We start from the raw sequence: 22,492 nt of genomic DNA on the forward strand, positions 1-22,492 counted from the left end.
ATAACGTCGCAGCATGAGCGACAGCGTTCGTCGGCCCCGGGTCGGGCACATCCAGTTTCTCAACTGTCTGCCCATCTACTGGGGGCTGATGCGTTCGGGCGCCCTCCTCGACGTGGACCTGCACAAGGACACCCCGGAGCGGCTCAGCGCCAGCCTCGTCGCCGGTGATCTGGACATCGGGCCGATCACCCTGGTCGAGTTCCTGCGGCACGCCGACGAGCTGCTCCTGCTGCCGGACCTGGCGGTCGGCAGTGACGGCCCGGTGCTCTCGGTCAATCTGGTGTCGACCCGGCCTCCGGCCGAGCTCGACGGGCGGCCGGTGGCTCTCGGTTCGACGTCGCGCACCGGTGTGCTGCTGGCCCAGATGCTCCTGAGCGAGCGGTACGGCGCCGAGCCGCACTATTTCCGCTGCCCGCCCGACCTGTCCCGGATGCTGCAGGAGGCGGACGCCGGGGTGCTGATCGGTGACCCGGCGCTGCGCGCGATGTATGAGGCCCCCCGCAACGGCCTGCGGGTGATCGACCTGGCCGAGGCGTGGAAGGAGTGGACCGGCCTGCCGATGGTCTTCGCGGTGTGGGCGGTCCGGCGGGATTTCGCTGCCGCGCACCCCGGTCTGGTCAAGGATGTGCACGAGGCGTTCCAGCGGTCCCGTGATCTCTGTCTGGGTGAGCTGGACGAGGTGGCCGAAGCGGCGGCCCGGTGGGAGCCGTTCGACGCGAAAACTCTGGCCAACTATTTCCGGGCCCTCGACTTTTCGCTCGGGGACCGGCAGATCGCCGGTGCCCGGGAATTCGCCCGGCGCGCGGCAAATCGTGGCGAAGTACCGGCGCTACCTGCGGGTGGACCCCTTTTCGCGGACGTTTGATCTTTCCGGCTCGGGCGCTTTAGGATCCGCGGACTTCTCACTCCGCCCGAAATTCGGTGACCATGCGTCTGCGCGCCCTGTTCAGCCGTCTTGCCCTGTCCACCGCGGCTTCCGGCCTGGCCGTGGCCGGTCTCGCCCTGCCCGCGCAGGCCGACTCGAAGGTCGACGTTCCGTACGTCGGCATTTTCGGCCCGGAAGCGGTGACCGTCATCAACGGTCAGTCGAAGACGGTCAAGTTCGAGCTTTCCAACTTCGGTTCGGTGGCCGCGAAGGATGTGGTTCTCGAATTCGGGAGCAAGGCCGCGCCGATCAGCCCGGAACTCGGTTTCACCGCCCCGAGTGGCTGCACCGGCAACGTCTGCCGGATCGGTGATCTGCAGGCGGGTGAGCGGCGCTCCCTGAAGTTCTCGCTGAAGCCGGCGACGGCCACGGCGACGGCCCCGGCCGAGAGCATCGCGCTGTCCGTCACGGCGGGCGGGAGTCTCAGCGACGAGACCGTGATCGGGGTGGTGCGTACCGACAAGGGCGGCGTGGACCTCGAGATGGAGGACATCGCCGACCTGAAGCTCAGCGGCGGCAAGTCGGCGGACGTGCCGGTCACGGTGCGCAACAGCGGCAACCAGGACGTCAAGGCCGTGGGCCTGGTGGTGCTGGCCGGTGGGATCACGCCGGTGCTGGACTACACCAACTGTGAACGGATCGACGAGGAGGGTGTCGCGGCGGCCGTCTGCGTCTTCAACGACACCCTGCCGGCCGGTGGCACGTTCACGCTGCCCGCGGCCACCCCGCTGCGGATCAAGGCGCCGGCCGGGGTGGCCGGCCCGTTCGACTACCCGGTCTATGTGGGCGCGGTCGGTCTCACCGACAAGTACGTCTACGACTTCGCGAAGCGGACCGCCGGCGCCACCGGCACGAAGCTCACCCTGGAGGCCGTCGCGTCGGCCACGGCGGCCGAGCCGGAGGAGGCGCCGGACCTCAACGAGGACGACAACTTCACCGATTTCGCGGTACGGGTGCCGAAGACGAGCGCGGACAGCGCGGCGGTCGGCGGCGCTTTCACCGGTGAGGTCGGCGAGGACGACACCGTGCAGGTCGGCCTGCGTAACCTAGGCCCGTCCGGGACCATCCCGCCGTCTCCCGCGTGGATCCAGTCGGTGCACGTCAAGCTGCCCACCGGCCTCCAGTTGACCCGGGTCGACGAGCGGTGCGCCCCGGGCACGTCCCTGGACGACGTCGACGAGACGATCACCGATCTCTCCGAGATCACCGACCTGGTCTGCATCGTCGTCGAGTCGGTGCCGGCCGGCGGCCGCTACCTGTTCGAGCTGTCCGGCGAGATCCTCGACGTGGCCGAGCACAAGGCCGGATCGGTCACCGCCGACGGCGGCGTGCAGGACGCGAAGAGCGGCAACGACAAGGCCGCGCTCACCGTCGCGGTGACGTCGGCCGGTGGCCAGGGCGGCGGCCTGCCGATCACCGGCGCCCCGGCGGGCATGATCGCCGCCGGTGGCGCGGTGCTGCTGGCCGCCGGTGCGATCGCCCTCCGGACGGCCCGCCGCCGCCGGATCGTCACGGTCGTCGAGTAGACGTCACGGTCGTCGATTGGTGGACGGCAGCAGACCGTCGAGCGCGGCCACGTCGGCGGCGGTGAGTTCCCAGCCGCCGGCGGCCGCGTTGGCCTGCACCTGCTCGGCCGTGGTGGCCCCGGCGATCACGCTGGTCACCGCGGGCCGGGCGGCCAGTCCGGCGATGGCCACCTCCAGCAGGCTGCGGCCGCGTTCGGCGCCGAAGGCGGTCAGCGCCTCGATGGTGTCCCAGTCGGCGTGGTCGAACCAGGGCGCCCAGCGCTCGTCGGCCAGCCGGGTGCCGGCCGGCGGCCGCTCGCCGCGCCGGTACTTGCCGCTGAGCAGGCCGGAGTCGAGCGGGAAGAACGGCAGCAGCCCGAGCCCGAACCGCTCGCAGGCCGGGATGACCTCGTTCTCGACGTCCCGGCTGAGCAGGCTGTACTGGTTCTGCGCGCTGATGAAACGGGTCAGGTTGCCGGCCCGGGCGGTCCAGTCGGCGTCGGCGATCTGCCAGCCGGAGAACTGCGAGTTGCCGAGGTAGCGGACCTTCCCGGCGCGGACCAGGTCGTCGAGGGCGGCCAGGGTCTCCTCGATCGGGGTCGCCGGGTCCGGCTGGTGCAACTGGTAGAGGTCGATGTAGTCGGTCTCCAGCCGCCGCAGCGAGGCCTCGACCGCGCGGACGATGTATCGCCGGGAGCCGCGGGCCCCGAAGTCGCGCCCGTTCTGCCCGTCCATGTCCATGCCGAACTTGGTGGCCAGCACCACCTCGTCACGGCGGCCCTTGAGGGCGGCGCCGAGCAGCGACTCGGACGATCCGCGCGGGGTGCCGTAGGTGTCGGCGGTGTCGAACAGGGTGATGCCGGCGTCCAGGGCCGCCTCCACCACCTCGCGGGTGCCGTCGGCGTCGAGTTTGCGGCCGAAGTTGTTGCAGCCGATCCCGACCGCGGAAACGACCAGACCCGAGTCGCCGAGCCGGCGATAGGTCATCTCACTCATGCACAGCTCCGTATCGGTAGATGCCTATCATCACGCCTGGTAGCGTGACGTAACGCCGCGTCCATCGTGGACTCGCCCACGATCGGTTCACGATGGGCGCGGCCCCCCGTTCATTCGTCGCCCTCCGGGTTCGCCAGATCGCGGTAGTGCGGGCGCAGCACATCGACCAGCGGCACGTGCCGCACCTTCACCGGTGGTGCGTCCAGCGCCCGGAGCAACAGTTCCGGCGGTGTGGCGCCGCGCGCCGGGCGTTCCCGCAACCGGCCGAGGCTGATCCCGGGGGAGTAGAAGTCGGCGAGCCGCCCGTCCAGCGGTTCCTCGTCCACGGCGAGCGGATTCGGCGTGCTGTCCGGTTCGGCGGTCCCGCGCAGCGCGTCGAGCAGCTCGTCCCGGCCCCGCCCGCGCCAGGCCAGCACCAGGAACGGGTCGTCGTCGAACGCCTCGGCCAGCACGTAGAGCAGCGCCGAGCCGTGTTTGCAGGGGTCGCCCCAGTCCGGGCAGGAGCAGTCGATGTCCAGCCGGTCCGGGAAGAGCGGCGCGCCCAGCTCGGTGAACAGCTCGACGATCTCGTGCGGCATGTCCCCGGCCAGCAGCGCGGCGCGGTACAGCGCCCGGGAGCCGAGCTGCTCGACGATGTCGGCCCACTGATCGTCGCCGAACGCGCTGATCCGGATGGTCACCCGGTACGGCGTGGCCCGCGAGCCCTGGACCCGGGCCTGAACCTGCCCCGGCTTCAGGGCGAAGTCGATGACCTGCCCCTTCCTGGCGTAGGTCCGGCCCCGGGCGAGCCGTCCCGGATCGCAGACGCCCTCCAGCACGTCGACGAACCGGCGCGACCACCACTGCTCACCGATCTTGCCGCGTTTCGACCGTACGGCCAGCCCGCCGTCCACCTCGATCGGCCGGCCGCTCTCGAAGAAGACCATCTCAGCGCACCGCCGCCGGGTCGAGCGAGAACAGCTCCCGCAGCTGGTCGGTGCTCAGGTCGGTGATCCATTCCTCGCCGGTGCCGACGACCGACGAGGCGAGCGCTTTCTTCCGTTCGATCATCGCGTCGATCTTCTCTTCCAGGGTGCCGGTGCAGATGAACTTACGGACCTGCACGTTGCGCGACTGCCCGATCCGGAACGCCCGGTCGGTGGCCTGGTCCTCGACCGCCGGGTTCCACCACCGATCGAAGTGGACGACGTGGTTGGCGGCGGTCAGGTTGAGGCCGGTGCCGGCCGCCTTCAGCGACAGCAGGAACAGCATCGGCTCGTCGTCGGTCTGGAACCGTTCGACCAGCTCGTCACGGCGGGCCTTGCTCAGCCCGCCGTGCAGCCACAGGACCGGGCGGTCGGTGTGCGCGGCGAGGTAGGGCTGCAGCAGGGTGCCCCACTCGGCGTACTGGGTGAAGATCAGCGCCTTGTCGCCCTCCTCGACGATCTCGCCGGCCAGCTCTTCGAGGCGGGCCAGCTTGCCGGACCGCCCGGGCAGCCGGGAACCGTCCTTGAGCAGGTGCGCCGGATGGTTGCAGACCTGCTTCAGCTTCATCATCGCGGCCAGCACGTTGCCGCGCCGCTGGATGCCCTCGCTGCTCTCGATCTCGGCCATCATGTCCTCGACCACCGCCTGATAGAGGGTGGCCTGCTCGGGGGTGAGCGAGCACCACACCTTCATCTCGTTCTTCTCCGGCAGGTCCGAGATGATCGTCTTGTCGGTCTTGAGGCGGCGCAGCACGAACGGCCCGGTGGCCCGTTTCAGGGCGGCGGTGGCGACCTCGTCCTGCCGGGTCTCGATCGGCTCCTGGAACCGGCGACGGAACCGTTTCGCCGGCCCGAGCAGCCCCGGATTGCAGAAGTCCATGATCGACCACAGCTCGGCCAGGTGGTTCTCGACGGGCGTGCCGGTCAGCGCGAGCCGGGTCCGGGCCGGGATGGCCCGGACCGCCTGGGACTGCCGGGTCCCACTGTTCTTGATGGCTTGCGCCTCGTCGCACACCACCCGGGTCCAGGTCACGGTGCGGAGTGTCTCGAGATCACGCAGCGCGGTGCCGTAGGTGGTGACCACCAGGTCGGCCCCGGCCACCGCCTCGTCGAACTCCTCCCCGCGCCGCCGCGTGCCGCCGTGGTGCACGTAGACCCGCAGTCCCGGAGCGAACCGGGCGGCCTCCTTGAACCAGTTGCTGACCAGCGACATCGGGCAGATCAGCAGCGTCTTCGAGGGCTGGTCGGTGAGCAGCAGCGACAGGGTCTGTGCGGTCTTCCCGAGGCCCATGTCATCGGCGAGGATCCCGCCCAGCCCGAGCCGGCCGAGGAAGTTCAACCACGACAGACCCCTTTCCTGGTACGGCCGGAGCGAACCCTGGAATCCCTCGGGCGTCGGCAACGGCGTGAGCCGCTCGGCGGCCTGCCCGGACAGCAGATCGCCGAGATCACCGTCGGCGTCGACCTCGACCAGCGGCAGATCCTCCTCGCCGCCGTCGACCACCTGCTGCAGGATCTCGCCCGCGGTGATCTCGCCCTCGCGTCGCCGGCTGACCGCCTTGAGCGCCGCCTTCAACTGCCGGTCGTCCAGTTCCACCCACTGCCCGCGCACCCGGACCAGCGGAATCTTCGCCCGGGCCAGCTCGGCCAGCTCCTCGGCGCTCACCGCGCCGTCGCCGATCACCAGGTCGATCCGGAACTCGACCAGCTGCTCCAGGCCGAACCCGGAGTCCGCCATCGCCCGGGACGCCCCGGCCTTCGACTTCGGCTTCGACCGGGTGGTCAGTTTCAGTCCGACCGCCTTGCGGCCGGCCCACGCCGGCAGCTGCACCCCGAACCCGGCGGCCTGCAGCAACGGCGCCGTCTGCCGCAGGAACTCGTACGCCTCGCCGGTGCTCAGCGTCATCGCGGCCGGCCGCTGTTCGAGCAGGGCCACGTGCAGGGTCGGGAAGAGCCGCACCGCCCGGCCCAGCCCGGCCAGCAGCGTCTCGTCCGGCCGACGGGGCAGGCCGGGGAAGCGGTCGCCCGCCCACAGCGCTTCCGCGGTCAGATAGAGCCCGGGATCCTCGGCGGACTGCAGCGCGAACTCCAGCGCCCACTGATCGGTCTCCGGGGAGGGTTCGATCAGCCGGAAACCGACCCGGATCGGCCCGTTCGCCTCGTTCGCGGCGCGCATCCAGTCGTCGAGGGCCCGGCGCAGGTCACGCACGTCGCCGTCGGCCGCGTCGGGCAGCGCCGGATCGCCGGTGAGCGCGGACAGCCAGCGGTCCGGCAGAGCGGCCTTCGGGCCGGGGCGCTGACCGACCATGATCCGGTCCGGCAGGACGGTGCGGGCGGCGCTGTCCAGCAGGGCGTCGAGGGCGTCGCGCACCGTACGACCGAGGGGTTGGCCGTCGCCGCAAGCCCGGACCACCGGAGGCATCCCGGCGGCGAAGTCCCGGAAGGTCGCCGTGTCGGCGCCGGTGAGAACCGGCCGCCAGCGGGCCGCCGGAATCCCGTCCTCGATCACCAGCTGCGGCAGCATCCGGCCGCGCCGGGCCAGGTCACAGGCGTATCCGGCGAGCAGGGCGAGGTATCGCAGCGACGACCCGGCGATCCACTCCTGATCCGGTTCGGTCAGTTCGGCGAGGGCGGCCGCCGCCGCGGAGCCCGGAATGGTCAGTGCCGGAACCGTCCAGGCGCCCAGCTTGACGCCGCGGGAGGGCACGTCGGCGCCGGTCTCCGGCGAGGGCAGGGGACCACGGCCGGTGCCGGGCAGGGTGAGCGGGACCGTCCCGGCGACCGCCCCGGGCAGGTCCGGGAGATCGGCGGTGGCGAACGGATGTGGCCGGGATCGCGCCCGGGACGTCGACGTCGACGGCAGCCCCGGGTCCTCGGCCCAGATGATCAGCCCACGCCCGGGAACCCAGCCACCGTGCACGACGAGCACATCCACCCCCTGGATAATCGCGTCGAGCCTAGTGTCCGTCAGGGGCCGCCCCGGTGACCCTCGCCGCTGACGGTTGACGCCCGGTGGACGTACGCTTCAGATCGTGACCGCGAATCCGGAGATCGACAGCATCCTGCAGCGCGGTGCCGACGGCGGGCGGATCACGCCCGAGGAGGCGCTGCTCCTCTACACGGAGGCCCCGTTCCACGCGCTGGGCGAGGCGGCCGACGCGGTCCGGCGCCGGCGGCATCCGGACGGCATCGTCACCTACCTGATCGACCGGAACATCAACTACACGAACGTCTGCGTGACGGCGTGCAAGTTCTGCGCCTTCTTCCGGGCCCCGAAGCACCAGGAGGGCTGGGCGCACCCGATCGAGGAGATCCTGCACCGCGCCGGTGAGGCCGTCGACCTCGGCGCCACCCAGGTGATGCTGCAGGGCGGCCACCACCCCGACTTCGGCGTGGCCTACTACGAGAACCTCTTCTCCTCGGTCAAGCAGGCCTATCCGCAGCTCGCCATCCACTCGATCGGCCCGAGCGAGATCCTGCACATGGCCAAGGTCGACGGTGTCTCCATCGAGGAGGCGGTGATCCGGATCAAGGCCGCCGGGCTGGACTCGATCGCCGGGGCCGGCGCCGAGATGCTGCCGGACCGCCCGCGCAAGGCGATCGCCCCGCTCAAGGAGAGCGGCGCCCGCTGGCTCGAGGTGATGGCCACCGCGCACCGGCACGGCCTGTCCTCCACCGCGACCATGATGATGGGCACGGGCGAGACGAACGCCGAGCGCATCGAGCACATCCGGATGATCCGTGACGTGCAGGACCTGGCCGTCGCCAACGGTTATCAGGACGTCCCGGTCGAGCAGTCGCACGAGGTCGGGGGCTTCCGGGCCTTCATCCCGTGGACCTACCAGCCGGAGAACAACCACCTGAAGGGCCGCACCCAGGCCACCACGATGGAATACCTGCGGTTCATCGCGGTCTCCCGGCTGTTCTTCGACAACGTCTCGCACCTGCAGGCGTCCTGGCTCACCACCGGCAAGGACATCGGCCAGCTGTCGCTCCACATGGGTGTCGACGACCTGGGCTCGATCATGCTGGAGGAAAACGTGATCTCCTCGGCCGGCGCGAAGCACCGGTCGAACCTGCAGGAGCTGATCACGATGATCCGCACCGCCGACCGGATCCCCGCGTGGCGCGACACGTGGTACAGGCATCTCGCCGTGCACCACACGCCCGCCGACGACCCGACCGACGATCGTGTCGTCTCTCACTTCTCGTCCATCGCGTTGCCCGGCGGCGGGGTCCGCAAGGCGCTTCCCCTGGTCGAGGCGAGCTGAAAGCCATCCCTTCGGGGGGTGGCGATCGTCCGTTCGGCCAGGTTCGGGGGGTCAGACCGGTGAGGCTCGGTTGCTCCTTCGTAACGAGCCCGCCGGTTGGCTGTACCGGCTCGTTCCCGCTGGTTACGTTGCCTGTGTGAGGCGTTGGTAACTCGACGACCTCGGTAACTCGATACGTCGCCAGTCGCGGTCAGCGTCGGTGACGAGCAGTCGGACCCGACCGATGGCGGTCGTATATATAACGCACAAGGTGCGGGCGGGATGGGGTGACCCATCCCGCCCGTTCTGTTTGTGCGGGGTGGGAGAGTTGTCAGCGTGACGCGCGCAGATCTGGACAAGCAGCCCCATGAGGTCGCCGAGATGTTCGACGGCGTGGCCAACCGGTACGACCTCACCAACACCGTGATCTCCTTCGGGCAGGACCGTGGCTGGCGGCAGGCCACCCGGGCCGCGCTGGGCCTGCGGCCGGGCGAGCGGGTTCTCGACGTCGGCGCGGGCACCGGTGTCTCCACCGAGGAGCTGGGGCGGTCCGGCGCGTTCGCGGTCGGCGCCGACATCTCGGTGGGCATGCTGCGCGCCGGTCGCCGGGTCCGGGCCGAGGTGCCGCTGCTCGCTGGTGACGCACTGCGACTGCCGTTCGCCGACGCCACCTTCGACGCGGTCACCATTTCGCTTGCTCTGCGTAACGTCGTGGACACCACCGCTGCGCTGCGTGAGTTCGCGCGCGTCACCCGACCGGGTGGACGCCTGGTGGTGTGCGAGTTCAGCCACCCGACCAACAAGGCGTTCCGCACCGTCTACCTGCAGTACCTGATGCGGTCCCTGCCGGGCGTGGCCCGGGCCGTCTCCAGCAACCCCGAGGCGTACGTCTATCTCATCGAGTCGATCCGCGCCTGGCCCGATCAGCGGGGCCTGGCCGACGTGATCGCCGGCTCCGGCGTGTGGGATCGGGTGGGCTGGCGGAACCTCACCGGCGGCATCGTCGCCCTGCACCGCGCCACCCGGGTGTAAATCCGTCATTCCGCCTCCTCGGCGGCGAAAGCGCTGTTTAGCTCGGGTCATGACTGATATCGGACATCTCGATGACACCGACATCGACCTCGCGATCGACGAGGGGGAGGCCGGTGAGCGCCGTGCCACCGAACTGGCCACCCGTCTGCGGATGGTCGCGGCTCAGGACCCCGATCTTGCGCAGGACCTCGTCGAGGGCTTGATCGTTGCGCTCGACAAGGCGATGGGCGGGACCATCCGCGACCATCTGGACGGTCCGGCACTCGGCGTCGCGGACCGGGTCCTGCAGGTCCCTGAGCAGGGACGTTAGCGCTCACCCAAAGATTAGGCTGACCTGAGCGCAAAGATCTTCGATTGTCGGCCTACACTCCGATCGAGGCATGCTTGTGAACTAATTCACGAGCGCGCGGGCGAGACGGAGGTTGGACCGTGAGCGACCACGTGAGTGGACCGGTCGTCGACGAGGCGGACGTGATCGTGGTCGGAGCCGGCCCGGGCGGCTCCGCGGCGGCCTACCACCTGGCCCGGCACGGCGTGCGCGTGCTGCTCCTGGAGAAGACCGAGTTCCCCCGCGAGAAGGTGTGCGGCGACGGCCTCACCCCGCGCGCGGTGCGCCAGCTGATCCGGATGGGCATCGACACCTCGGAGAAGGCGGGCTGGCTCCAGAATAGGGGCCTGCGGGTCATCGGCGGTGGCGTTCGGCTCGAACTGGACTGGCCCGATCTCGCCAGCTTCCCGAACTACGGCCTGGTCCGGACCCGCATGGACTTCGACGACATGCTGGCGCGGCAGGCGGTCGAGGCGGGCGCCCTGCTGCGCACCGGGGTGAACGTCACCGGCGCGGTGCTCGACGACGACGGGTACGTGATCGGCGTCGAGGCCAAGGAAGGGCCCGGCAAGGAGCCGGTGGAGTTCCGCGCGCCGCTGGTGATCGCCGCGGACGGCGTCTCCGGCAAGTTCCCGCTCTCCCTGGGCCTGGCCAAGCGGGACGACCGGCCGCTCGGCGTCGCGGTCCGGCGCTACTACCGTTCGGCCGTCAAGGCCGACGACGACTACCTGGAGTCCTGGCTGGAGCTGCGCAGCGCGCAGGACCCGGGCCGGCTCCTCCCGGGATACGGCTGGATCTTCGGCCTGGGTGACGGCCGGGTGAACGTGGGCCTCGGCATCCTCAACTCCTCCGACGCGTTCGGCAAGACGAACTACCGCCACCTGCTCACCGATTGGCTGGGCAGCACTCCGGAGGAGTGGGGGCTGCGGGACGAGGCGAACGCGGACGGGCCGACTCTGGGCGCCGCGCTGCCGATGGGCTTCAACCGGGTGCCGCATTACACCCGTGGTGTGATGCTGGTCGGCGATTCCGGTGGCATGGTCAATCCGATGAACGGCGAGGGCATCGCGTACGCGATGGAGTCCGGCGAGATGGCGGCCGAGGTGGCCGTCCAGGCCCTGGCCCGTCCGGCCGGCCCGGAACGCGAGCGCGCGCTGCGGGCGTACCCCGCCGAGTTGAGTCTCCGGTTCGGTGGTTACTACCGGATCGGCGGGATCTTCGTGAAGCTGATCGGCAACCCGCAGATCATGCGGCTGGCCACCAAGTACGGCATGCCGCAGCCGCTGCTCATGAAGTTCGTCCTCAAGCTCCTGGCCAACCTCACCGACCCCCGGGGTGGCGACGCCATGGACCGCATCATCAACGGCCTGACCAAGGTGGCACCCTCCGTCTGAGTCCTGCGAATCAGTCAAATAGGGCACCCCGACCAAAGGACATCAGAACCACAGTAACTAGTGTTAAGCGGCTAACTGTCGTACGGGAGTAGACATGACGATCAACCCTTATGTCCCGATCGTCGGGTTGCTGATCCTCGGCGCCCTCTTCGCGTTGTTCTCGGTGTCCGTCGCGCCCATCGTCGGGCCCAAGCGCTACAACCGCGCGAAACTCGACGCTTATGAGTGCGGTATCGAGCCTGCGCCACAACCGATCGGTGGCGGGCGGTTCCCGGTGAAGTTCTACCTGACCGCGATGCTCTTCATCATCTTCGACATCGAAACCATCTTCCTGTACCCGTGGGCCATTCAGTTCGAGGCTCTCGGGCTGTTCGGGTTCGTGGAGATGGTCCTGTTCATCCTCACCGTCTTCATCGCCTACGCGTACGTGTGGCGACGCGGCGGCCTCAACTGGGACTGATGCGACGTGGGAATCGAAGAGAAGCTCCCGGCAGGCATCCTGCTGACGAGCGTGGAGAAACTGTCCAACTACGCCCGGAAGTCATCGTTCTGGGGCGCCACCTTCGGCCTGGCCTGTTGCGCCATCGAGATGATGGCCTCCGGCGGTCCCCACTACGACCTGGGCCGATGGGGGATGGAGGTCTTCCGCGCCTCACCGCGACAGGCTGACCTGATGATCGTGGCCGGCCGCGTCAGCCAGAAGATGGCCCCGGTGGTGCGGCAGATCTACGACCAGATGCCCGAGCCGCGCTCGGTGATCTCGATGGGGGTCTGCGCCTCGTCCGGCGGGATGTTCAACAACTACGCGATCGTCCAGGGCGTCGACCACATCATCCCGGTCGACATCTATCTGCCGGGCTGTCCGCCGCGACCCGAGATGCTGATCGACGCGATCCTCAAGATGCGCGAGAAGGTCATGGCGCAGCCGCTGGGCCCCAACGGCCGCAAGATGCTCGAAGCTCGGCAGGCCGAGGGCCGAGTTCCGACCGTCGCGCCGGGCGCCATGCCGTCGTCCTATCGCGTGGACAAGGTCCGCCGCGCGGAATGGACCCAGGCCGTGAAAGAGGGACGCGAAGAGCAATTGCGGATCGAGAACTGGATGAAGCTCCAGCCGCATTTGCGGGAGGAACACAAATGAGTATTCAACCCGGAACTGAGGGTAGCGCTCCAGTCGGTGCCGAATTGGGTGCGCCAGCACAGACCCCACCCAGCCCCGACAAAGGGATGTTCGGCGTCAAGGGCACCGGCGACGTCTCCGGCTTCGGTCGTCTGGTCCGCCAACGACCTGCTGTTTTTGACAGCCCACGGCCCTACGGCGGGTATTTCGACGACGTCTATGACGCGTTGGAGGAAGCTTATCCGGCCTTCTCCGAAGCTATCGAGAAAGTGGTCGTGGATAGGGCGGAACTCACACTTCACGTACGCCCTGAACGCATCGCCGAGGTGTGTCAGGTAATGCGTGACGACGCCTCGCTGCGGTTCGAACTCTGTTCCTCGGTCGACGCGGTGGACTATCTCGGCTCCGACGAGCGCCGATTCCACGTCGCTTATCAATTGACTTCGATGACCTATCGCCGCCGGGTGCGGCTGGAGGTCGCGGTGGCCGACGGAACGCCCGTTCCCAGCGTCACCCGGGTCTACCCGACCGCCGACTGGCAGGAGCGGGAGATCTACGACATGTTCGGCGTCGTGTTCGCGGGCCATCCGAACCTCACCCGCATCCTCATGCCGGACGACTGGGAGGGCCACCCCCAGCGCAAGGACTACCCGCTCGGCGGCGTGCCCGTCGAGTACAAGGGCGCCGAGATTCCGCCTCCCGACCAGCGGAGGGTCTACCAGTGACAACCTCTGAGTACGCGACCGAGCGCGAGACCACCGAGGGCCGGGTCTTCACGGTCACCGGCGGCGACTGGGACGACCTCACCGCCAGTGTCGACCCGCTCAGCAACGAGAAGATCGTCGTCAACATGGGCCCGCAGCACCCGTCCACGCACGGCGTGCTGCGGCTGGTGCTCGAGCTCGAGGGCGAGACGGTGACCGAGTGCCGCCCGGTCGTCGGTTACCTGCACACCGGGATCGAGAAGAACCTGGAGTACCGCAACTGGACCCAGGGCGTCACGTTCGTGACCCGGATGGACTACCTCTCCAACATGTTCAACGAGGCGGGTTACTGCCTCGCGGTGGAGAAGCTGCTCGGCATCGAGGACCAGATCACCGAGCGGGCGACCACGATCCGGGTCATGTTCATGGAGCTGCAGCGGATCGCGTCGCACCTGGTCTGGATCGCCACCACCGGCATGGAGCTGGGCGCGATCTCGATGATGCTGTACGGCTTCCGCGAGCGGGAGTACATCCTCGACATCTTCGAGGAGACCTCCGGCCTGCGGATGAACAACGGCTACATTCGCCCCGGCGGCCTCTCCCAGGACCTCCCGGAGTCCGCGGTCCGCAAGATCCGCGACTTCCTGAAGTACCTGCCGAAGAAGCTCAAGGAGTACGAGGCCATGCTGTCCGGCCAGATCATCTGGCAGCAGCGCACGCAGGGCGTCGCCGTGCTGGACGTGACCGGGTGCCTCGCGCTCGGCATCACCGGCCCGGTGCTGCGCTCGGCCGGCCTGCCCTGGGACCTGCGCAAGACCATGCCGTACTGCGGGTACGAGACGTACGAGTTCGACGTGCCGACCGCGACCACCGCCGACGTCTGGGGTCGTTACCTGGTCCGGATCGCGGAGATCCGGGAGTCGCTCAAGATCGTCGAGCAGGCCCTGGACCGCCTCAAGCCCGGGCCGATCTGGATCTCGGACAAGAAGATCGCGTGGCCGTCGCAGCTCGCGCTCGGCCTGGACGGGCTGGGGAACTCCCTGGAGCACGTCGCCAAGATCATGGGTCAGTCGATGGAGTCGCTGATCCACCACTTCAAGCTGGTGACCGAGGGCTTCCGGGTGCCGCCCGGCCAAGTCTATGTCGGCATCGAGCACCCGCGTGGCGAACTCGGCGTACACGCGGTCTCCGACGGTGGAACCCACCCGTACCGGGTGCACTACCGCGATCCGAGCTTCGTGAACCTCCAGGCCATCCCGGCGATGGCCGAGGGCGCCCTGCTGGCCGACGTGATCGCCGGCGGCGCCTCGCTGGATCCCGTGATGGGTGGGTGTGACCGATGACAACGGTGGAATTCTCGCCGGCCGCCGAACCGCTGGCGGCGAAGCTGCTGGAGCCGGCGCGGGAGATCCTCGCCCGTTACCCCGCCGGGCGTGAGCGCTCGGCGCTGCTGCCGCTGCTGCACCTGGTGCAGACCGAGGAGGGTCACGTCAGCCCGGCCGGGGTGGCGTTCTGCGCCGACATCCTGGGCATCAACAAGGCCCAGGTCGGGGCGGTCGCGACCTTCTACACCATGTACAAGCGCCGGCCCACCGGCGAATACCTGGTCAGCGTCTGCACCAACACGCTCTGCAACGTGATGGGCGGCCAGGAGGTGTACGACCAGCTGGTCGAGCACCTCGGCGTCGGCCACGACGAGACCACCGCCGACGGCCGGATCACGCTGGAGCACGCCGAGTGCCTCGCGGCCTGCGACTACGCGCCGGTGGTGACGGTCAACTACGACTTCACCGTCGACCAGGCGACCCCGGAGAGCGCTGTCGAGCTGGTGGAGAAACTGCGCCAGGGCGAGCGGCCGGCCCCCTCGCGGGGCGCGCGGATCTGCTCGCTGCGGGAGATGCAGTACCAGCTCGCCGGGTTCGCCGACCCGCGGGACGGCGCGGTCGCCGACGGGGTGGCCGGCGCGCCGACCCTGCGCGGCGTGCGGCTCGCCCAGGAGCACGGGGTCGCGGTGGCCGGGTTCGACCCGGACACCCCGATCACCAAGACCAAACCGGTCCGGGACGACAGCGCCCTGCCGCCGAAGACCGACGCGGCGGACAAGCCGGTCGAGAACCGTCCCGGCGTGATCGCCAAGGCGGCCGGCGCGGTCAAGGCCGCGGTGGGCGCGGTCGCCGACAAGGTCGAGGAGCGCCGGCACGCCGGGAAGACCACCGACACCGGCGACGTCAAGGACCCGGAGGTACGCGCGGCGGAGTCGCGCAATCCCACGGCCGCCGAGCCGGGCGCCCCGGAGACGACCACCCCGGCGCCGTCCAACGCGGCCGAGGAAGCCGGATCCGCGGCCAACGCGCCGGCCGGCGACGGCAAACCGGCTGGCGACACCAACCGCGGCGAGCGGATCGCCGCCCAGCGCACCGCCGAGCAGAAGCCGCCCACCGTCGACCCGAACCCGGGCTGGCAGAACGTTCCGCGTGCCACCGAGGAGGAGAAGTGACCCAGCCACGTCAGGAGGTCCTTCAGAAGCTCACCCCCGTGCTGACCAAGCGCTGGCTGTCGCCGGACGCCTGGCAGATCGGGGTCTACGAGCGACTCGACGGGTACGCGGCCCTGCGCAAGGCGCTCGACGTGCACCCGGACGACCTGATCCAGCTGATCAAGGACTCCGGCCTGCGTGGCCGGGGTGGCGCCGGCTTCCCGACCGGCCTGAAGTGGGGCTTCATCCCGCAGGGCGACGGCAAGCCGCACTACCTGGTGATCAACGCGGACGAGGGCGAGCCCGGGACCTGCAAGGACCTGCCGCTGATGACCTACGACCCGCACTCGCTGGTCGAGGGCGCGATCATCGCCTCGTACGCGATCCGGGCCAACCGGGCGTTCATCTACATCCGCGGTGAGGCGGTGCACGCCGCGCGCCGGCTGCGCCACGCCGTCGAGGAGGCGTACGCGAAGGGGTATCTCGGCAAGAACATCCTCAAGTCGGGATTCGACCTGGACCTGGTCGTGCACAGCGGCGCGGGCGCGTACATCTGCGGTGAGGAGACCGCGCTGCTCGACTCGCTGGAAGGCTTCCGCGGACAGCCCCGGCTGCGCCCGCCGTTCCCGGCGATCGCCGGGCTCTACGCCAGCCCGACTGTGGTCAACAACGTCGGGACCATCGCCAGCGTGCCGTACATCGTGCTGGGCGGCGCCGACTGGTGGAAGAGCATGGGCACCGAGAAGTCGGCCGGCCCGATGATCTACTCGCTGTCCGGCCGGGTGGTCAATCCCGGTCAGTACGAGTGCGGTCTCGGCATCACCCTGCGCGAGCTGATCGAGCTGGCCGGAGGCATGCAGCCGGGCCACAACCTGAAGTTCTGGACGCCGGGCGGCTCGTCGACGCCGATGCTGACCGCCGAGCACATCGACACCCCGATGGACTTCGAAGGGGTGGCGGCGGCCGGGTCGATCCTCGGCACCACGGCCATGCAGATCTTCTCGGACCAGGACTGCCCGGTCTACAACACGTGGCGGTGGCTGGAGTTCTACCACCACGAGTCGTGCGGCAAGTGCACCCCGTGCCGCGAGGGCAACTACTGGATGGTCCGTACCTACCGGCGCATCCTGGCCGGTCAGGGCACCCACGCCGACCTGGACACCCTCCAGGACACCGCGGACAACATCTTCGGCCGGTCCTTCTGCGGCCTCGGCGACGGCGCGGCGACGCCGGTCGTGTCGACGCTCAAGTGGTTCCGGGACGACTACCTCGGCTACATCGAGGGCCGCACCGCGCCGCGGCTCTCCGAGAAGTCCCTTGTAGGAGCGCACTGATGACCGACGTTGAGAAGAAGGCCGACACCGTCACACTGACGGTGGACGGGGTCGAGGTCGTCGCGGAGAAGGGCGAGCTGGTCATCCGGGTCGCCGAGCGGATGGGCATCGCCATCCCGCGGTTCTGCGACCACCCGCTGCTCGCCCCGGCCGGCGCCTGCCGGCAGTGCCTCGTCGAGGTGGAGGGCCAGCGCAAGCCGGTCGCCTCCTGCACCCAGACGGTGGCCGAGGGCATGGTGGTGAAGACGCAGCTCAGCTCGCCGGTCGCCGCCAAGGCGCAGGCCGGTGTGATGGAGCTGCTGCTGATCAACCACCCGCTCGACTGCCCGACCTGCGACAAGGGTGGCGAGTGCCCGCTGCAGAACCAGGCGATGAGCACCGGCCGCGCCGACTCCCGGTTCAAGGAGCACAAGCGGGAGTACGAGAAGCCGATCCACATCTCCAGCCAGGTGCTGCTGGACCGGGAGCGCTGCGTGCTGTGCCAGCGGTGCACCCGGTTCTCCGAGGAGATCGCCGGCGACAAGTTCATCGACCTGATGGACCGGTCCTCCGGCGAGCAGATCAACGTCTACCGGGACGACTTCTTCGGGGGTACGGGCACCGGCGACGGGCAGGTCGGTGAAGGCGAGGGGGACGTCCCGTTCAACTCGTACTTCTCCGGCAACACCGTGCAGATCTGCCCGGTCGGCGCGCTGACCGGCGAGCAGTACCGGTTCCGGGCCCGCCCGTTCGACCTGGTCTCCACGCCGAGCGCCTGCGAGCACTGCGCCTCCGGCTGCGCGCAGCGCACCGACCACCGGCGCGGGAAGGTGCTGCGCCGGCTGGCCGGCGACGACCCGGCGGTCAACGAGGAGTGGAACTGCGACAAGGGCCGGTGGGGCTTCCGGTACGCCACGGCCACCGACCGGATCATGACGCCGCTGGTGCGCGACGCCGTCACCGGTGAACTGCGCGAGGCCGCGTGGAGCGAGGCGCTCGTGGTGGCGGCGGAAGGGCTCAAGGCGGCGCGGGAACGCGGCGTCGGGGTGCTGCCGGGTGGCCGGTTGACCGTCGAGGACGCGTACGCCTACGCGAAGTTCGCCCGAACCGTCCTGGGCACCAACGACATCGACTTCCGGGCCCGGCCGATCCGCGGCACCGGGTCGGCGCTGACCGCGACCGAGGAGGCCGACTTCCTGGCCGCCGCGGTCGCCGGGGCCACCGAGGTGACGTACGAGCAGGTCGAGAACGCGCCGTCGGTGGTGCTCGCCGGCATCGAGCCGGAGGAGGAGTCACCGATCCTCTTCCTGCGCCTGCGCAAGGGCCACGTACGCCGGAAGCTCTCGGTGACGGCGCTCTCCCCGTACCTCAGCAGGGGTCTGGAGAAGTTGGGCGCCGCGCTCGTGGTGACCCTGCCGGGCGATGAGGCGCACGCCCTCGACACCGACCCCGCGCTGGCCGCCGCGCTCGGCGCGCCCGGCGCCCTGCTGATCGTGGGGGAGCGGCTGGCCACCGTGCCGGGCGCGCTCTCCGCCGCGGCCGACCTGGCCGCCCGCACCGGCGCCACCCTCGCCTGGGTGCCCCGCCGGGCCGGTGACCGGGGCGCGATCGACGCCGGCTGCCTGCCGAACCTGCTGCCCGGAGGCCGTCCGGTCACCGACGCGGCGGCTCGTGCCGAGCTCTCGCTGGCCTGGCGGACCGAGCCGGGCGTGCTGCCCACCGAGCCCGGCCGGGACATCGACCGGATCCTGGCGGCGGCCGCCGACGGCACCCTGGGCGCCCTGCTGGTCGGCGGTGTGGACCCGGCCGACCTGGCCGACCCGCGGCTGGCCGAGGAGGCGCTCGACGCGGTGCCGTTCCTGGTCAGCCTGGAGGTACGGCAGAGCGCGGTGACCCGGCGTGCCGACGTGGTGCTGCCGATCGCCCCGGCCGTGGAGAAGGCCGGCACCTACATGAACTGGGAGGGCCGGCTCCGCTCGTTCGGCGCGGTGCTGAAGAGCACCGCGATGACCGACGGGCGGGTCCTGGAAGCGATCGCCGCGCTGCTCGACGTCACCCTGAACACCGGTGACGTGACGGCGATCCGGCGGGAGCTGGGCGGGCTGCCCGGCAGCGCCGCGCCCCGGTCCCGGCCGTCCGCCGAGGTGGTCCGGCCCGCCGAGCCCGCCGCGGGCGAGGCGCTGCTGGCCACCTGGCACCAGCTGATCGACCTGGGCTCGCTGCTCGACGGCGACCAGGTGCTGGCCGGCACGGCCCGGCCGCCGGTCGCCCGGATCGGCAAGGACCTCGCCGAGTCGCTCGGTGTCGCCGACGGGGACCTGGTCACGGTCAGCACGGTCCGCGGCTCGGTCACGCTGCCGGCCGCGATCACCGACCTGCCGCCGAAGGTGGTGTGGCTGCCGACCAACTCACCCGGTTCGACGGTCCGCCGCAGTCTCGGCGTCACCGCCGGCGCGGTAGTCAAGCTGACGGCCGGCGTGCCCGGCCCGATCCTCGCCGAGGGAGCGGCCCGATGACCGATCTGGTGCTGGCGGCGACCGCCGTCGACCCGACCCTCGAGACGTTCGAGAACGACGTCTGGTGGATCGTCCTGATCAAGCTGGTCGGCGTCTTCGCGCTGCTCCTGCTGCTGACCCTGTTCACGATCAACTACGAGCGCAAGGTCGTGGCCCGGATGGCCGTCCGGCCGGGCCCCAACCAGGTCGGCCCCAAGGGCTGGCTGCAGAGCCTCACCGACGGCCTGAAGCTGCCGTTCAAGGAGGAGATCATCCCGAAGACCGCCGACAAGGTGGTCTACTTCATCGCCCCGGTGATCTCCGCGACGACAGCGTTCACCGCGTTCTCGGTGATGCCGTTCGGCGGTGTGGTCAACATGTTCGGCCAGCAGACCGCGCTGCAGCTCACCGACGTGCCGGTCTCGGTGCTGGTGCTGCTCGCCTGCTCGTCGATGAGCGTGTACGGCGTGGTGCTGGCGGGCTGGGCGTCCGGTTCGACGTACCCGCTGCTCGGTGGCCTGCGATCAAGTGCGCAGATGATCTCGTACGAGGTCGCGATGGGCCTCTCCATCGTCGCGGTGTTCATGACCGCCGGCTCGATGAGCACCTCGCAGATCGTCGCCGCGCAGGCCTCCGGCAGCCCGGTCGAGCTGTTCGGCTGGGAGGTGACCGCCCCCGGCTGGTACGCGGTGCAGCTGCTGCCCAGCTTCATCATCTACATGATCGCGGCGGTCGGTGAGACCAACCGGGCCCCGTTCGACCTGCCCGAGGCGGAGTCCGAGCTGGTCGGCGGCTTCCACACGGAGTACTCGTCGTTCAAGTTCGCGCTCTTCTTCCTCGCCGAGTACATCAACATGATCACCGTCTCGGCGTTCTGCACCACGCTGTTCCTGGGTGGCTGGCGGGCTCCGGCCCCGATCACCACGTTCTGGGAGGGCGCCAACTCCGGCTACTGGCCGCTGCTCTGGTTCTTCGGCAAGGTCCTGATCCTGCTCTTCGGCTTCATCTGGCTGCGGGCCACGCTGCCCCGGATGCGCTACGACCAGTTCATGCGGTTCGGCTGGAAGGTCCTGATCCCGGTCAGCCTGGTCTGGATCCTCTTCCTGGCGTTCTTCCGGGTCGCCCGCAGCGGCCAGATCTCCGACACCACCCGGTGGGTCATCACCGGCGCGATCGCGGTGGTGATCCTGGCCGTCGCCTGGGGCTGGCCGTCCACGAAGAAACCGAAGCAGCTGTCGATCGAGGAGGAGTTGCACCGGCGACCGCCGGGCAGCTTCCCGGTGCCCCCGATGGACCTCCAGGTCCCGCCGAGTCCCCGAGCCCGCCGAGCCGTGGCCGAACGCGAGCCGGCACCCGCCACCGCCGGCGGCGAGCCAGACACGAAGGAGGTGTGACGTGGGTACGTTCACCGGCTCCTTCAAAGGTTTCGGCGTGACCTTCGCGCACATGTTCCGCAAGGTGATCACCACCGACTATCCGTTCTCGCCGCCGAAGCCGGCGCCGCGCTATCACGGCCGGCACATCCTCAACCGGCACCCGGACGGCCTGGAGAAGTGCATCGGCTGTGAGCTGTGCGCCTGGGCCTGCCCGGCCGACGCGATCTACGTCGAGGGCGGCGACAACACCGACGAGCAGCGGTTCTCGCCGGGCGAGCGGTACGCGAAGATCTACCAGATCAACTACGCCCGGTGCATCTTCTGCGGGCTCTGCATCGAGGCCTGCCCGACCCGCTCGCTGACCATGAGCAACGAGTACGAGCTGGCCCGGGACAGCCGCCAGGACCTGATCTTCACGAAGGAGCAGCTCCTGGCTCCGCTGCTGTCCGGTATGGAGCAGCCGCCGCACCCGATGCGGCTCGGCGAGACCGACAAGGACTACTACGTCGGCGCGCTGGAGAACCCGGGCACCTCGGTCGGGGCGGAGAAGGCGCCGCTCGTCCAGGGAGGCACGGAATGACCGCCGTCTCCACCGGCGAACAGGTCGCCTTCTGGATCCTCGGCTCCCTCGCGGTGATCGGGGCGCTCGGCATGGTGCTGGCCCGCAATGCGGTGCACTCCGCGCTGTGGCTGGTCCTCACCATGCTCAACCTGGGCTTCTTCTACGTGATCAACGCGGCGCCGTTCCTCGGCTTCGTGCAGATCATCGTCTACACCGGCGCGATCATGATGCTGTTCCTGTTCGTGCTGATGCTGGTCGGCCGGGACGCGTCGGACTCGCTCATCGAGACCCTGCGCGGCCAGCGGGTCGCCGCGATCGTGCTGGGTGTCGGCTTTGCCGCGCTGATCGGCGCGGGCCTGGCCCGCTCGCTCGGCGCCGGTGACGCGGTCGGCCTGGAGCAGGCCAACGCGAACGGCAACGTCGAAGGGCTGGCCACGCTCCTCTTCACCCGGTACGTCTTCGCCTTCGAGGTGACCTCGGCGCTGCTGATCACCGCCGCGGTCGGGGCGATGATCCTGGCCCACGTCGAGAAGGCCAAGGAGGAGAAGCACGACCAGGTGACCCGGATGAAGGAGCGCTTCCGCCCGGGCAACTACCCCGGTCCGAAGCCCGGACCCGGCATCTACGCGAACACCATGTCGGTGGCCGCGCCGGCCCGGCTGCCGGACGGCAACGGCGCCGAGCGGAGCATCTCGCCGATCCTCCCGGTTCGCGAGCTGACGCCGAACGAGGTCGCGCCGAAGGGAACCGAGAAGTGACCCCCGATTACTACCTCGTACTCGCGGCCATTCTGTTCACCATCGGCGCCGCCGGTGTGCTGGTCAGGCGGAACGCGATCGTCCTGTTCATGTGCATCGAGCTGATGCTGAACGCGGCGAACCTGGCGCTGGTCACCTTCAGCCGGATCAACGGCGGCCTGGACGGCCAGATCATCTCGTTCTTCGTGATGGTCGTCGCGGCCGCCGAGGTCGTGGTGGGCCTCGCCATCATCATGTCGATCTTCCGTACGAGGCGCTCGGCGAGCGTCGACGACGCCAACCTCCTGAAGTACTGA

20 protein-coding genes are annotated in these 22,492 nt (G+C 69.6%); 17 read left to right on the top strand and 3 right to left on the bottom strand.

Features of this window, described 5'->3' with window-relative positions; genetic code table 11:
- Positions 1-13: 13 nt before the first annotated feature.
- Positions 14-865, top strand: a complete 852-nt coding sequence (locus tag ACZ3II_RS35245; RefSeq protein WP_465523566.1) for a menaquinone biosynthetic enzyme MqnA/MqnD family protein — start codon at positions 14-16, stop codon at positions 863-865.
- 62 nt (positions 866-927) lie between these two features.
- Positions 928-2,451 carry a COG1361 family protein gene (locus ACZ3II_RS35250; RefSeq protein WP_465523568.1) on the top strand — a complete coding sequence of 508 codons (1,524 nt, stop codon included), beginning with the start codon at positions 928-930 and terminating at the stop codon, positions 2,449-2,451.
- Between the two features lie 3 nt (positions 2,452-2,454).
- On the opposite strand, the gene ACZ3II_RS35255 is transcribed toward ACZ3II_RS35250, so the two are convergent.
- From ACZ3II_RS35255 to ACZ3II_RS35265, 3 genes are all read right to left on the bottom strand, one after another.
- Positions 2,455-3,426 (bottom strand): aldo/keto reductase, encoded by a 972-nt coding sequence (locus tag ACZ3II_RS35255; RefSeq protein WP_465523570.1) that lies wholly within the window; start codon positions 3,424-3,426, stop codon positions 2,455-2,457.
- A gap of 110 nt (positions 3,427-3,536) precedes the next feature.
- Entirely contained in the window at positions 3,537-4,352 is an 816-nt protein-coding gene (locus ACZ3II_RS35260) for an SWIM zinc finger family protein (protein WP_465523572.1), read from the bottom strand.
- 1 nt (position 4,353) lies between these two features.
- Positions 4,354-7,320, bottom strand: a complete 2,967-nt coding sequence (locus tag ACZ3II_RS35265) for a DEAD/DEAH box helicase (protein WP_465523924.1) — start codon at positions 7,318-7,320, stop codon at positions 4,354-4,356.
- Between the two features lie 103 nt (positions 7,321-7,423).
- Here ACZ3II_RS35265 and mqnC point away from each other — a divergent pair, with 103 nt between their 5' ends.
- The 15 genes from mqnC (at position 7,424) to nuoK (ending at position 22,492) form a co-directional block, all read left to right on the top strand.
- Positions 7,424-8,662: a cyclic dehypoxanthinyl futalosine synthase gene (gene mqnC, locus ACZ3II_RS35270; RefSeq protein ID WP_465523574.1), complete on the top strand. Its 1,239-nt coding sequence runs from the start codon at positions 7,424-7,426 to the stop codon at positions 8,660-8,662.
- 315 nt (positions 8,663-8,977) lie between these two features.
- Complete coding sequence (locus ACZ3II_RS35275; RefSeq protein ID WP_465523576.1) at positions 8,978-9,673, top strand: demethylmenaquinone methyltransferase; 696 nt, start codon at positions 8,978-8,980, stop codon at positions 9,671-9,673.
- A gap of 49 nt (positions 9,674-9,722) precedes the next feature.
- On the top strand, positions 9,723-9,983 hold the full coding sequence (locus ACZ3II_RS35280; protein WP_465523578.1) for a hypothetical protein: 261 nt from the start codon (positions 9,723-9,725) through the stop codon (positions 9,981-9,983).
- A 119-nt stretch (positions 9,984-10,102) separates the two neighbouring features.
- Positions 10,103-11,395, top strand: coding sequence for a geranylgeranyl reductase family protein (locus ACZ3II_RS35285; RefSeq protein WP_465523580.1), 1,293 nt, complete (start codon positions 10,103-10,105; stop codon positions 11,393-11,395).
- A 94-nt stretch (positions 11,396-11,489) separates the two neighbouring features.
- The gene (locus ACZ3II_RS35290) at positions 11,490-11,855 is read left to right on the top strand and encodes an NADH-quinone oxidoreductase subunit A (RefSeq protein ID WP_465523582.1); all 366 of its coding nucleotides are present in this window, start codon (positions 11,490-11,492) and stop codon (positions 11,853-11,855) included.
- A 6-nt stretch (positions 11,856-11,861) separates the two neighbouring features.
- A complete protein-coding gene (locus ACZ3II_RS35295; RefSeq protein ID WP_043522791.1) occupies positions 11,862-12,533 on the top strand; it encodes a NuoB/complex I 20 kDa subunit family protein in 672 nt (223 codons plus the stop codon).
- Positions 12,530-13,237 (top strand): NADH-quinone oxidoreductase subunit C, encoded by a 708-nt coding sequence (locus tag ACZ3II_RS35300; protein WP_465523585.1) that lies wholly within the window; start codon positions 12,530-12,532, stop codon positions 13,235-13,237. Before ACZ3II_RS35295 ends, ACZ3II_RS35300 begins: the two co-directional genes overlap by 4 nt.
- Positions 13,234-14,559, top strand: coding sequence for an NADH-quinone oxidoreductase subunit D (locus tag ACZ3II_RS35305; RefSeq protein ID WP_465523587.1), 1,326 nt, complete (start codon positions 13,234-13,236; stop codon positions 14,557-14,559). The genes ACZ3II_RS35300 and ACZ3II_RS35305 overlap by 4 nt, the downstream gene beginning before the upstream one ends.
- Positions 14,556-15,713, top strand: a complete 1,158-nt coding sequence (nuoE, locus tag ACZ3II_RS35310) for an NADH-quinone oxidoreductase subunit NuoE (RefSeq protein WP_465523589.1) — start codon at positions 14,556-14,558, stop codon at positions 15,711-15,713. The genes ACZ3II_RS35305 and nuoE overlap by 4 nt, the downstream gene beginning before the upstream one ends.
- Positions 15,710-17,026 (top strand): NADH-quinone oxidoreductase subunit NuoF, encoded by a 1,317-nt coding sequence (gene nuoF / locus ACZ3II_RS35315; RefSeq protein WP_465523591.1) that lies wholly within the window; start codon positions 15,710-15,712, stop codon positions 17,024-17,026. The genes nuoE and nuoF overlap by 4 nt, the downstream gene beginning before the upstream one ends.
- Positions 17,026-19,521 (top strand): NADH-quinone oxidoreductase subunit G, encoded by a 2,496-nt coding sequence (locus ACZ3II_RS35320; protein ID WP_465523593.1) that lies wholly within the window; start codon positions 17,026-17,028, stop codon positions 19,519-19,521. The genes nuoF and ACZ3II_RS35320 overlap by 1 nt, the downstream gene beginning before the upstream one ends.
- Positions 19,522-19,532: 11 nt before the next feature.
- A complete protein-coding gene (gene nuoH / locus ACZ3II_RS35325; RefSeq protein ID WP_465523926.1) occupies positions 19,533-20,894 on the top strand; it encodes an NADH-quinone oxidoreductase subunit NuoH in 1,362 nt (453 codons plus the stop codon).
- A gap of 1 nt (position 20,895) precedes the next feature.
- A complete protein-coding gene (nuoI, locus tag ACZ3II_RS35330) occupies positions 20,896-21,456 on the top strand; it encodes an NADH-quinone oxidoreductase subunit NuoI (protein WP_465523595.1) in 561 nt (186 codons plus the stop codon).
- Complete coding sequence (locus ACZ3II_RS35335; RefSeq protein WP_465523597.1) at positions 21,453-22,196, top strand: NADH-quinone oxidoreductase subunit J; 744 nt, start codon at positions 21,453-21,455, stop codon at positions 22,194-22,196. Before nuoI ends, ACZ3II_RS35335 begins: the two co-directional genes overlap by 4 nt.
- Positions 22,193-22,492: an NADH-quinone oxidoreductase subunit NuoK gene (gene nuoK / locus ACZ3II_RS35340; protein ID WP_364703333.1), complete on the top strand. Its 300-nt coding sequence runs from the start codon at positions 22,193-22,195 to the stop codon at positions 22,490-22,492. The genes ACZ3II_RS35335 and nuoK overlap by 4 nt, the downstream gene beginning before the upstream one ends.

Source organism: Actinoplanes sp. NPDC019969 (genome assembly GCF_055562375.1).